Annotated in this window: 7 protein-coding genes; 3 read left to right on the plus strand and 4 right to left on the minus strand. The window is 72.7% G+C overall.

The features are described from left to right. Positions 1-212: 212 nt before the first annotated feature. Positions 213-899 carry a 2-phosphosulfolactate phosphatase gene (locus AOK09_RS05635; RefSeq protein WP_055586005.1) on the minus strand — a complete coding sequence of 229 codons (687 nt, stop codon included), beginning with the start codon at positions 897-899 and terminating at the stop codon, positions 213-215. A 424-nt stretch (positions 900-1,323) separates the two neighbouring features. On the opposite strand from AOK09_RS05635, the gene AOK09_RS05640 reads away from it, so the two are divergent. Next, positions 1,324-1,680: a hypothetical protein gene (locus AOK09_RS05640; RefSeq protein WP_055586006.1), complete on the plus strand. Its 357-nt coding sequence runs from the start codon at positions 1,324-1,326 to the stop codon at positions 1,678-1,680. 30 nt (positions 1,681-1,710) lie between these two features. On the opposite strand, the gene AOK09_RS05645 is transcribed toward AOK09_RS05640, so the two are convergent. Then, entirely contained in the window at positions 1,711-2,712 is a 1,002-nt protein-coding gene (locus AOK09_RS05645; RefSeq protein ID WP_055586007.1) for a winged helix-turn-helix domain-containing protein, read from the minus strand. 399 nt (positions 2,713-3,111) lie between these two features. Here AOK09_RS05645 and AOK09_RS05650 point away from each other — a divergent pair, with 399 nt between their 5' ends. Continuing rightward, complete coding sequence (locus AOK09_RS05650) at positions 3,112-6,717, plus strand: S8 family peptidase (RefSeq protein ID WP_245687135.1); 3,606 nt, start codon at positions 3,112-3,114, stop codon at positions 6,715-6,717. A 327-nt stretch (positions 6,718-7,044) separates the two neighbouring features. Further along, positions 7,045-7,413 carry a VOC family protein gene (locus tag AOK09_RS05655; protein ID WP_055586009.1) on the plus strand — a complete coding sequence of 123 codons (369 nt, stop codon included), beginning with the start codon at positions 7,045-7,047 and terminating at the stop codon, positions 7,411-7,413. A 163-nt stretch (positions 7,414-7,576) separates the two neighbouring features. Here the strand turns inward: AOK09_RS05655 and AOK09_RS05660 are convergent, their stop codons facing one another. Beyond that, complete coding sequence (locus AOK09_RS05660) at positions 7,577-10,804, minus strand: TIM-barrel domain-containing protein (protein WP_055586021.1); 3,228 nt, start codon at positions 10,802-10,804, stop codon at positions 7,577-7,579. Positions 10,805-11,777: 973 nt separating this feature from the next. Next, a complete protein-coding gene (locus tag AOK09_RS05670) occupies positions 11,778-12,260 on the minus strand; it encodes an NUDIX hydrolase (RefSeq protein WP_055586011.1) in 483 nt (160 codons plus the stop codon). Positions 12,261-12,395 lie beyond the last annotated feature (135 nt).

Genomic DNA, 12,395 nt, shown 5'->3' on the forward strand with positions numbered 1-12,395 from the left:
CTCGTACGGGCCGCCCATCCGCCCGCCACCCTGCCGGCCCCGGCCCCGGCCCCGGCCCCGCCCTCACCACCCGGTGCGCCCGCGGACACCTCACCGGCAGAGCCGGTGCTCCGCACGCCCCACCATCGCGCTCGGAACCCCGCACTCCCAGGAGGCGCCCACTCCCGCGTGCTGAGCGCGGACCCCGGGTGATCAGGCCCCGGCTGCCGTCGTCAGTCAGCGCGGGCGCCGCCGTACGGCCGGAGGACCATGAGCGGGCCTTCCAAGGTCGCCATCATGGCGAAGGGGAACCGGTCGAGCTCCAGACAGAGTGCGACGTCATCGGGGTGGACCCCCCGACGCACGCCTTCGGCGAGTTCGGCGGCGGCACGCGACTGTGCGGCGCGGCGGAGGAACCTCGCGGCATCCGTCCCCTCCCCAGCGGCCCGCCGCGCGATGTACTGCGCACATGCCAGGTCCTCGTCGGCCTGCCCGTCCTCCCCGGTGACCACGAAGGTGACACGGTCCGCGTCGCGCTCCCGCAGCAGCCGAGCCGTCGCCTCCGCCACCACGAAGCCGGCGCACAGCACCAGCGAAGCCTCCTTGACCGCGAGCGCACCGACCGTTCCTGCCGTGGTCTTCTGCACAACGGTCCGTCCGCGGAGGTCGACGGACCGCAGCAGCCCCGGCGAGTTGACGGCGTCGAACCCGGGCGCGGGCGGACCGTCCTTGAGCGCCACCCAGCCCGGGTGGCTCGCCTTGAGCGCCAGGGCTTCGTCCAGCGACCCGGCGAGAACGATCTTCTCCGCCCCCTGGCCGAAGGCCCAGGCGGCGACCGTGAAAGCACGCATGACGTCGACCACGACCGCCACGGACGGGACTTCGGCCAGTTCGGCGATGCTGCGGAAACGCGCGTCCATCCGGTCATGATCGCGTATGCCCGCCCGAAGCAGAACCCCTGGCCGCTGCCGGTTCGACTGCCGCCGTCCGGCCGGCGGCGGCCCGCCGGGGCCCCCGGCCCGCGACGGCCGCCTTCTGACGGAAGACCGGGCAGACCTGGTCGAGGCGCGAGGACCGTTGCCGTGTCACCCCGCACCTATAACCTCCAGGGGTCACCTTGCCGAAGCGTCGAACAAGCCGCCTGTTCCGGCATGCCGTAAAGGAGGGGCCGTTTCCATGCCGCCGAGAGATGACCTGCTGCGGCTGCTCCGACCGCCCGCTGAGAAGTGGGTTCCGCCAGGCCTGGACGAGATCGTTCGCGGGTACGGAACGGCGTTGCCGGCGGACTGTCTCTGACTGATGGAGACATACGGCCCGGGAGAGATATCGGGCTGTCTCGGGATCGTGCCTCCGGTCGGCGCCGCCGAGATCGGAAACATCCCCGGAGTCTGCCCCTGTGCCGCCGAGCCGGAGGAGGGCATCGAGGGCATCGAGCCGGAGTACCTGGTGCACGGCGGTCTGTTCGCCTGGGGCGGCAACCCCGACGGCGACAGTGCCTACTGGAGCACCGTCGGTGAGCCGGACGAGTGGCGCAGCGTCATCTTCCGCAGGCACCCCGTTCCGCGCGGGCCGGCGTTGACCCGCTACGACTGCGGCATCGTGGAGTTCCTGGTGCGCACCTTCCAGGGGCGACTGGCGTACAACCCCTTCAGCGGCACCGATCTGTGGCGGAACGAGTCCCCGGCCTTCGTCCGCGGCTGAGCCACGAAGGACGCCGCAACGGAAGCGGACTCACCCTTCCTGTGAGGTGCCGAGAAGTGCCCGGCCCAGCGGGGTGAGGCTGTGCAGCACGGAATTGCGGTGCCGGAAGGAGGAGATCAGCCCGGCTTCACGGAGAACGGATGCGTGTTCGCTGGCGCTCGCGGGTGCGATCCCTGCGCGGGCAGCCAGTTCCTTGGTGGAACAGCCCTGGTGCGCTGCGACGGTGGTGAGCACCGCGGTGCGGGTGCGGCCCAGAAGCGTGGACACATCTGCCGGGCGTGCCGCCCGGCCGGGCGGAGGGGCAAGGGCGGTGAGTCCGCCGGGGTGCCGGTCCGGGGTGACGGGATAGCTCACGGCGACGGGCCGGCCGTCGGTGACGACGGCACGGGTGCAGAACATCGACGGAACGAGGGTGAGGCCTTCCCCCTGCAGATGGAGGTCGCGGTCGGCTCCGTTCACCATGCGGACCTCCAGCACCGGCGGATTCCACCGCATCCACTCGGGATTGGCCCGGGTGAGCAGCTGCTCGACGCCACCGGTGAGCAGCTGCCGCAGCCGCACGGCCTGGTCGGCCGCCAGCAGTTCGGTGAACCGGGCCGAGTGCGGAGCCAGCAGGCAGGCATGGAGATGGCTGAGCCCGGTGCAGAGGTCGGCGAACAGGGAGGCGTCGTCAGCCAGTTGGTGGGCCCAGGTGGGCAGGGAGGGACGCTGCGCCGCAGTCTCCTGCAGGTCCGCCCGGATGCGTTCGCGAGGTGTGCCGCGTACGTGTTCCACGAGTTCCTCCACGGTGCCCGCTCTGACGGGGCTGAGGAAGTCGGGCGAACATCCCACCGCGGGCATCAGGGCCAGCACCATCCGGGCCTGGGCCGACAGCTGCGTACGGGCGTGGTGCCGCCAGGCGTCGAACTGCACGGGCCGGCTGCGGCCCTGCAGGGCTCGCGCTGCGAGTTCCACCTCGTGCAGCGGCATCGGCCCCTCGGCGACACGTGTCCGGGCCAGGTCCTGAACGGTGAAATGTATGCGGTAGACCATGGCGGCCTGAGGCGGTCCTTCCGGAATGTCGTTCTTCGGACCAGGCCGAATCAGCTCGACATCGTACGCGTCCCGCGGTGAGGCTGAGCCCACAGCCAGCAGGAGTCGACGGCGCACGGGCACCGGAGCGGCCACGAGTTGGGCACGCAGTCACCTCACCGAAGCACTCCGGGGCCCGGGTGCACGGTCGGTGCGCGCGCCCGCGGGTGGCGGCGGCGGAGGTCCGGCGGCGGAGATGCTCCTGCGTTCTCCCCCACTCGAGAGGTCTCCTTGCCCATCGCTCGCATTCGCCGGTCAGGGCCGATCGCGCTTGCCGCGGTTGCCGCTCTGGCGACAGGCGTCATACCAGCCACCGCCGCGGTCCCCGCGGCCACCGGTCCGCTGCCGCCCGCCGGCACCGTGCACCGGCCGTCCCTCGACGGCGCCGGCAGCCGCAGCGTCACTCTGATCACCGGTGACAAGGTCACCATCGGCACCGCCGCCGACGGCACCACCGTCCGGTCGCTGACCAGCGCGACGGGCGCCCCCACCGGTTTCCACCGCTCCGTCGTCGACGGTGAGACCTATGTCTACCCCGACGCGGCCCTGCCGTACGTCAGCGCGGGGGTGCTGGACAGGCAGCTGTTCGACGTGACCCGGCTGATCGCCGACGGCTACGACGACGCGCACACCGCCGCCCTGCCGCTCATCGTGCGCTACACCGACGCCGCCGGGTCCAGGACCCGGCCCCGGATGGCCGGTTCCACCCTCTCCCGCCGGCTGGACAGCATCCAGGGCGCGGCCGTCGCGGAGCAGCGCGAGCAGGCGCCGGCGTTCTGGTCCGCGCTCACCGGCGGTGCCGGCGCGGCGGCGGCCCGATCGGCGCACCCGGTCCTCGCGGGCGGCGTCGCCAAGGTGTGGCTCGACGGCCGGGTGAAGGCCGATCTGGCGGAGTCCACCGCCCAGATCGGCGCACCGCAGGTCTGGGCGCAGGGGAACACCGGCAGCGGCGTCAGGGTCGCGGTGCTCGACACCGGTGTGGACACCGAACACCCGGACCTCGCCGGGCAGGTGGACGCCACCGCCAGCTTCGTCCCGGGCGAGCCGGAGATGACCGACTACGTCGGCCACGGCACCCATGTCTCCTCGACGATCGCCGGCACCGGCAGTGCCTCCGGCGGCAAGGAGCGGGGCGTCGCCCCGGGCGTGCGGCTGGATGTCGGCAAGGTGCTCAACGGCAGGGGCCAGGGTCAGCAGTCCTGGATCATCGCGGGCATGGAGTGGGCCGCCAGGGACGAGCAGGCCAGGATCATCAGCATGAGCCTGGGCGGCGACGGCGACGGGACCGACCCGCTGAGCCAGGCGGTCGACCGGCTCAGTGCCGAGACCGGCGCCTTGTTCGTCGTCGCCGCGGGCAACGGAGGCCCCAACAACATCAACAGTCCCGGCGCGGCGGACGCCGCGCTGACGGTCGGCGCCGTCGACTCGGCCGACCACCTCGCCGACTTCTCCAGCCAGGGCCCGCGTCGCGGCGACGGCGGGCTGAAGCCGGAGATCACCGCGCCCGGCGTCGACATCCTGGCGGCCCGCTCCAAGGACAGTTCGACCGGGTCCGGCTACTACACCACCATGAGCGGCACGTCGATGGCGACACCGCATGTCGCCGGCGCGGCCGCGCTGCTGGCCGCCGCCCACCCCGGCTGGACCGGGCCGCAGCTGAAGGAGGCGCTGGTCAGCAGCGCCAAGCCGACTCCGCAGTACAGCCCCTACCAGGCGGGCAGCGGGCGGCTGGACGCCCTGGCGGCCGTGCACTCCTCGGTCTTCGCCACCGCCAGCGCCTACTCCGGCTTCCACACCTGGCCCACCAAGCCCGGTGAGACCGACGTCCGGACGGTGACGTACACCAACACCGGTGACGCCCCGGTCGATCTGGACCTGGCGATCGACGCCGCCGTCGCGGCGGAGGCCTTCTCCCTCTCCGCCGACCGGGTGACCGTTCCCGCGCACGGCACCACCTCGGTGGACCTCACCGCGACACTGGACCGCCTGCCGGCCTTCCAGCCGGTCAGCGGCGTGATCACCGGTACGGACGGCACCGGGGCGGTGCGGACCCGGACCCTGATCGGCGCCGTGCGGGAGGGGCAGCGGCACGATCTGACCATCGTCGCCAAGGACCGTTCGGGCAGGCCGCTCTCCGGCAGGGTCACCATCGTCTCGGCGCACAGCATGCCGACGGTGACGCTCGACGACTCCGGCACCGGCACCGTGCCTCAACTGCCCACCGGTACCTACAGCGGATGGCTGCTCACCGACGTGCAGGGCGCCCATGGGCCGCACTCGCTGGGTCTGGCGCTGCTGGCCTTCACCGGTGTCACCCTGGACCACGACCTGACCGTCACACTGGACGGCCGCAACGCCCGTCAGGTGCGGGCGTCGGTGCCCAAGGAGGCCACCGCGGTCCTGTCGCGGCTGGACATCAGCCAGTCGTTCGGCGGCAACTCCGAGACCGACACCTTCATGCCCGGTTCCCTCTCGGAACTGCAGGGTCCCGACGCCTACGACAGCATCTGGGCGCTCCCGACCACCGGGGGCCCCACCGACGGCTTCACCTTCGGTGCCCGCTTCCGCCTGGAGCAGCCGGCGCTCACCGTGAGCAGGGGGCAGGAGGACTACGCCGACCTTCTGGTCAAGCGCGCCGCCGAGCCGCTGCCGGCCGGCACCCGCAAGCTGACCGCGGTCTTCGCCGGCGACGGCACGGCCGAGGCGCTGGCCCGCACGGACGTACGCGGCAAGGCCGTGGTGGTACGGAGCGGCGACACGGCCACCGTCGAGGAGCAGGCGAAGGCCGCCGCGGCGGCGGGAGCCCGGGTGCTGCTGGCCGTCAGCGAGGGCGTCGGCCGGCTGGACCCGTGGGACGAGCCCACCGACAGCAGCGAGAGCCCCGCACCGCTGACGGTGGCGACACTCGGCGCCGACCAGGGCGGCGATCTGATCGACGCACTCCGGCGGGGCCCGGTCACGCTGAGCGTCACCTCGCACCCCACCACCGACTACCTCTACGACGTGGTGCACCACTGGTCCGGCGGCGTCCCGGCGGACCCGACCTGGCGGGTCAGGCCGGGTGACCTGGCCCGGGTCGACGTCTCCTTCCGCAACTACCGGCCGGGCAAGGCGTACGAGTTCCGCGGCGACGTCTCGGACGGCTGGGGAGGTGTCTGGAGGGCCTTCCCGGTTCCCGCCCAGGGCGAGCGGACCGACTGGGTCACCGCGGGCACGGACTGGCTGGACAACGCGGGCATCTACGGCGAGACCTCGCAGGAGTCGCTGGACGTCCTCCACTACGCGGCGGGGACGACCTCCGAGGTCAGCTGGTTCGGCCCGATCGAGCGGCCCAGGATGGGCTCGGTCATCAACCAGCCGATGCGCTACGGCGACAACATCATCGCCCGGGTGCCCGGCTGGGGCGACTCGGGGGCGGGCCATGTCGGCGACGCCTACGACAACTTCGACGTCAAGGACTGGGTGGGTCTCTACCAGGGGGACAACTTCCTCATGTGGGGCAACGCCGAGAAGGCGGTGGCACTGGGTCTGCCGCCGGAGCGGCTGCCCTACCGGCTGGTGGTCGACAACGACCGCGGCACCTGGGCCGACCCCTACTCGACGCACACGCTGACCGAGTGGGACTTCACCTCCGAGGCGGCCGACGCCGCGCCGCTGCCGCTGATCCAGCTCGACTACGGGGTGGACACCGACAGGGCCGGGCGGGCGGACCGGCAGGCCGCGCTGACGGTGACCGCCTCCCATCTGCCCGGGACGACGGCCACCATCGGCCGGCCCTCGCTGGAGGTGTCCTACGACGACGGGGTGACCTGGCTGCGGAGCGGGACGGACCGCAGCGGTGACGGGTGGCGGACGCGGCTGCACGCGCCGGGGTCCGCGCACTTCGTCAGCCTCCGGGTGACCGCCGGGGACAGCGCCGGCAACAGCGTCTCGCAGACGATCACCCGCGCGTTCGGGCTGCGCTGACGCCATTCGACGCCGCATCCGCCGGGCGGGGACGCGCCCGGCGGATGCGGTACCTCCTCTTTGTGGACTCCTGGTTGTGGCCTCCTGTGCTGCGGCCTCCTGGTTGTGGCCTCCTGTGCTGCGACCTCCCGCGACCGGGCCCGCCGAGGCCGCCCCGGCCTGGCGTGGCCGGTCAGCCGGGGTGGTGGGCCCGGTCGCGGGCTGACCGTACGGGTCGCGGACGGCGGTGCCCCGGGATGCGGCCCCTCCGACAGGGCGGTTCCACCGATGAGTTCACCGTCCCCGAACGGTCCACCCGGCGACGCGACCGTTCCCGACAGGAGTGCCATGTCCACCATCCAGCCGGTGATCATCACCGCCCGCCACGACGTCCTGCTCGGCTTCTACACCAAGCTGTTCGGCGCCGAGCAGATCTTCCGGGTGCCGGAGGAAGGCCCGGCCTTCTACCTCGGCCTGCGCATCGGCGACAGCGACCTGGGGCTGGTGGCCAGGACCGACGCGGGAGGCGGCGACGCACCGCGGATCCTGCTCAGCATCGGTGTCGAGGACGTCGACGCGACGCTCGGCCGGGTGGCGGCGCTGGGCGGCTCGGTCGGCGGCGCCTCCAAGGACATGCCCTGGGGCCAGCGCGTCGCCCACATCAAGGACCCCGACGGCAACCCGGTGAACCTCACCCAGCCGATCCCGGCCCGGTGACGCCGCACAGGGCGCCGGTCCGCGCTCGCGGGCTGCCCGCGACGCAGGCCGGCCGCCCGTGGGGGTCTCGACGTCCGCCGGTTACGGGAAGCACGCGAGGCAGGTGGCGGGTGCGAGCCGGAGCGGTGCCCGGCCCGACCCGCCACCTGAGGACCTCACGGCTTCACTGGTAGGTGACGGTGACCGGCTTGTGCACGGACTGCCGCGGCAGGGTGATCGTCAGAGTTCCGGTGGCGCCGTCCCAGTGGTAGTCGCCACTGGTGAGCCGCTTCCCGGACGCGGTGACCTCCGTGGGCGCACGGTCCGTCCCGAGCAGCGAGAGCGTCCACTGCCGGCTCTGCACCTGACCGCGGAAGGAGCCCTGCGCCGGGCCGATGGAGACGGTGTGATGCGCGCCGCTCTCCCCGTACCGGATGGTCGTCGTGGCGCTGCCGCCCCGGTGCTGCGCGGCCGCCGCGGACCCGTCGTCCTCGTAGAGGCGGTACGAGCCGGGTGCTCCGGCGGCGACGGTCAGGGTGACGTCGGTCAGCGCAGCCCTGTCGTCGGCGGGGACATCATGGGTACGGGTCGGCAGGATCCCGCCGGCCCTCAGGAAGACCGGCATCGAGTCCAGGCCGGTGGTGACGGTCTGGGTGGTGCCGCCCTGGTAGGTCCGGCCGGTGAAGTAGTCCGTCCACTGGCCGGGCGGGAACCACACCGAGGTGGTGGCGGTCGTGCCCGGCGTCGTCACCGGGGCGACCAGGACGTCGGGCCCGTAGAGGTACTCGCTGCCGGCGGTGGCGTACGCCTGCGCCTCGTCCGGGTACTCCAGGTAGGTGGGACGGACGATCGGCAGGCCGGTCCGGCTGGCCTCCTCGGCCAGCGAGTAGGTGTACGGCACCAGGTTCTCGCGGAGGTTGAGGAACCTGTCGGCCGACTGCCGCGCCTCGGTTCCGTACTGCCAGGGCAGCCGGTCGCTGTGGTTGCTGTGCAGGCGGTCGATGGGCTGGAAGGTGCCGAACTGCACCCAGCGGGCGTACAGGTCGTCGGGCAGCTTGTGGGTGGTGTGGGTGCCGCCGCCGTCGGTGTAGGTCTCCGAACCGGTCAGCCCCGTCGTGTCGTTGTGGCCGCCGATGTCATGGGTGATGGCGGCCATGCCGGTCGCGGCGGACTCACCCGGGGTGTAGCCGACCTCCAGCTTGAGGGTGCCCCAGGTCGAGGAGGTGTCGCCGGTGAAGTGCACGGTGGTGCGCTTGTCCGCCCACGGCCCGGTCGGCAGTCCCGCCTGGCCGCTGTAACCGCCCGCCTGGAGTGAGCCGTACGCCCGCGACAGGACAAAGCCGCGGCCGAGGGTCCGGCCGGTGAGGGCGGCGTACTGCTGGTTGATCCACGCGTCCGGGGTCACCCCCGCCTGGGAGGCCTGCGACTGATCGCAGCACCAGTCCAGCCACCAGAAGTCATTGCCCTGGTCGTCCATGGTGCGGTGCAGGTCCAGGTAGGCCCTGAGCTGGTCGGGGTCGCCGAAGTCGAAGGTGTAGCAGTCGTTCCGCACGGAGGCGGCCGGGGCGCAGCCGCCCTTGGTGAGCCTGCCCTTGGCCGTGGCCTGCGCCTGGGCGAACTGCGGGTCGGAGGCGAGGATGCTGGGGTGCACATTGAGGGTGTTGTGCAGCCCCTGGTCGGCCGACCAGTCGAAGAAGCCCTTGGGGTCGGGGAACCTGGACGGGTCCATCTCCCAGCCGCTCCAGTCGTTCACGGCCTTGAAGTCGGTGTCGGTCACCAGCACGTCCAGCGGCACGCCCTCGGAGCGGAAGGCCGGCAGGATCGTGTTGCGGTAGTCCGCGGCGGTCCTGTCGATGTACTCCGAGTACCAGACCCCGTACGCCCACTGCGGCAGCAGCTGCGGTGGCCCGGTCAGCGCGGCCAGGTCGCTCAGGCCCTGCTTGTAGTCGTGCCCGTAGCCGAAGACATAGCCGTCCTGGTACGGCGCGCCGCCGTGCGAGGGGCGCGGTACGGCCCGCTGGGTCGCGGTGTCGTACAGCGCCGACGGGGTGTCGTCCAGCAGGTACCAGCCGTCCTTGTTGAGCAGGCCCGGGGTGGTCACCGGCGCGGGGCCGCTGCCGGTGACGCCGTCCAGGCCGCGGCGGTAGCCGCCGAGCGCCAGATGCGGCTGCGGGGCGGCGGCTCCGGTCGCGGCCACCGAGACGGTGTCCAGGTTGACATGGCAGCTCGCCGCGTCCGGGCAGCCCAGGGTGACGTCGTCCTCCCCCGCCTTCAGCGTGACCGGTACCGAGGCGGTCTGCCAGTCGTCCCAGTCGTCGGTCGCCGGGAGCGTCAGGGTGCCGGTGGCGCCGCCCGCCGAGACCGAGGCGGTGCGGGTCTGGTGCAGGCCGTCGCCGCCGCTGCCGTTGGCGTAGCGCACCCGCAGGGTGTACGTGCCGTCGGCGGGCACGCCGACCAGGTGGGTGGTCAGGCTCGACCCCTGGTTGAGCTCGGCGACGAAGCCGTTGCCTGCGTAGCCCTGGTGGTCGTGGGCGTTGACGGCGGTTCCGGTGATCCGGCCGGCCTCGGCCTCGCAGCCCGTGCCGAGCAGGCAGCCGGTGATGGCGGTGGTGGACACCGGTGGGAAGGGGTCGCCGGGGCGGACCAGGGCGACGCTGTCGATGTTGACGTTCCCGGAGTCGGCGGCGGTCCGGGTGAGCGCGACGGTGTGGTGGCCCGCGCTCAGCGCGACCTGCGCGGTGGCGAGGTTCCAGGTGTCCCAGTTCGCGGTGGTCGGCAGGGTCACCGTCTGCGGCGCACCGCCGTCCACCGTGAGCGTCAGCGTCCGGGACTCGTTCCTGCCGTCGCCGCCGACGGAGTTGGCGTAGCGCAGGTCGAACTGGTACGTCCCGGCGCTGCCGGCGTCCATGTCGGCCGCCACCGAACCGCCGGTGCCCGCGAAGCCCGCGGCGAAGCCGAGGCCGGTGTGGCCGGTGTGGTCCGCGGCCACGGACACCCCGTCGAGCTGAAGGCTCTCCGCCTCGCACAGCGCGCCGAGTGAGCAGGTCAGCCGCTGCCAGGGGGCGGCGGTCACCGGGTCGCCGCCCGCGGTCTCGCGCACGGAGAGATTGTCCGCGTCGAACGGCCCGGAGCCCACCCGATAGCGCACCTCCACCGCGCTGGTCCTGACGGTCAGCCAGCCGTCGTCGGTGCGGGCGGTGTAGGCGGCCGGGGCGAAGCCGTCGCGGCCTATCGCGTTGAAGGTCGGGTCGTCGGTGAACTTGCCGTCGCCGGCGTACTCGGTGCGGATCAGCGTCGGCGACAGGATCTCGAAGCGGGCGTCCCCGGAGGTGACGGTGGGGATCCGGTGGCCGGCTGCGCCTGCGGCGGGCGTGTTGCCGGCCGAGGCCGGGCCGACGCCCGCGAGGGTCATGGCGGCGGCGAGGGACAGCGCCGTCGCCGTGGCCAGCCGTCGTCGCGTGGGTGTGAGGCGTCGCTTCTGCGGCGCGACTGTCATGTCAACCCCGTTCGTTCATCTCTCGGTTGGCTCGTCCCTGCCTGCCGTCCGGGCGCGCTGCACCGCCGGGCGACCGCACCCCGGGCGGCGGGGGCGGCGCCGTGCGGCAGCGGCGGTGCCCGGCGCGCCGGATGCACCGTGGCGCATGCCGGTCCGGGCCCTGCCTGGTCCGATGGACGGCTCGGCGCTCCGTCGGGTGGAGTTCCCCGGCGCTCCCCGGCTTCATCCGGGGGCCTGAGCCGAGGTGCGCCGGGGACCGGCGGTCCTGGATCGGCGGCCGCCTGGCGGGTGGTTCGCCGGAGTGGACGCCGAACCCATGGGTCCGGCTGTCCGGAGGAGAGTGAACTTTCGGACATGCGACAGCACACGCCCCACGGCGCCCCCTTGGAATGGGAGAAGTCGTCGGACAGTGTGTCGTCATGTTTGATTCATGGTCAACAGTTGGAGCGAAAGAAACGAAATCCAACAGCCAGTCGAAGCGGTAGGCGCCCGGGTCCGTACCTCTGTGCGCCCGCGACGCCGCCATGGTGGCCCCTGCGGGTGGCACACCGTCAGTCAGTTGTGCTCTGCCAGCCGGGCTCCTTCCGCGCGGTCACCACACCGGCGGCGCCCCGCCGTCAGGCCGAACCGGTGTGGTCCCCGCACGCTGAGCCCATGGCGATCGACCGCTCGCTGCCGATGCGGTCGAGGACGGCGTCGGTGACCTGGCCCGACGTTGGTCCCGTGGTCTGCGCCGTTCCCTTCGGCGACTTCCGGGTGGCGGCGAGGGGAAGTGCGAGGAGGCGACCGTGCAGGGTGGAATGCCGCAGCCCCGGGGAGTGGGACGTCCGGACCCGAACCCGGTGGCCGTCCATGACGGAGACCATCGCGGGCAGCGACATAAGGGCCCTCAGGACCGCAGGAGGCCGCCCGCGGGTACCGGCGGTACATGACCGTCCAGCGGTTCGGTGCGTTCCAGCGCCAGCCCCACATCGACGAAGGTGGCCCGCGCCAGCCGGGGCACCTCGTCCACCGGGAACCAGGCGGCCAGGTCGGAGGAGCCGTTGACCTCGTGCCGCAGCCGGCCACCGGCGATCCGCACCCGGTAGAAGATCCCGATCCCGTGCAGCTCGACGCTTCCGGCACCGTCCCGGGTGACCCGGCGGGTACGGGAGTCCACGCCCAGCAGACGGTCGACCACGACCTCGTAGCCGGTCTCCTCCCGGACCTCGCGCACCACGGCGTCCAGCGGATCCTCGCCGTGCTCGACGCCGCCGCCCGGCAGCGACCAGTGCCCGTCCGTGCCGTCGGGAGGGGTGAAGCGCGTCAGCAGCACCTGCCCGTCGCTGATGCACAGGCCGTACGCCCCCACCCGTGGCCGGTGCGTCGTCATCAACATCCCCCCAGTTGCCCGAGGGCCCCATCATAGGAACGCTGCCACCGGACGTCGACGGCACACCGCTCCTGGTGCGTCCGCGACGGGGACCGCAGATTCGTCACCGCGCCGCCGCCGTGCCCGGCTGCGGGC

The sequence above is a fragment of the Peterkaempfera griseoplana genome, assembly GCF_001418575.1.
Lineage (GTDB): Bacteria > Actinomycetota > Actinomycetes > Streptomycetales > Streptomycetaceae > Peterkaempfera > Peterkaempfera griseoplana.

Excerpts from the sequence above, each read along its gene's own strand:
- AOK09_RS05635 (WP_055586005.1), bottom strand. The coding sequence starts at position 899 with ATGGACGCGCGTTTCCGCAGCATCGCCGAACTGGCCGAAGTCCCGTCC.
- AOK09_RS05645 (WP_055586007.1), bottom strand. The coding sequence starts at position 2,712 with ATGGTCTACCGCATACATTTCACCGTTCAGGACCTGGCCCGGACACGT.
- AOK09_RS05655 (WP_055586009.1), top strand. The coding sequence starts at position 7,045 with ATGTCCACCATCCAGCCGGTGATCATCACCGCCCGCCACGACGTCCTG.
- AOK09_RS05660 (WP_055586021.1), bottom strand. The coding sequence starts at position 10,804 with ATGACCCTCGCGGGCGTCGGCCCGGCCTCGGCCGGCAACACGCCCGCC.
- AOK09_RS05670 (WP_055586011.1), bottom strand. The coding sequence starts at position 12,260 with ATGACGACGCACCGGCCACGGGTGGGGGCGTACGGCCTGTGCATCAGC.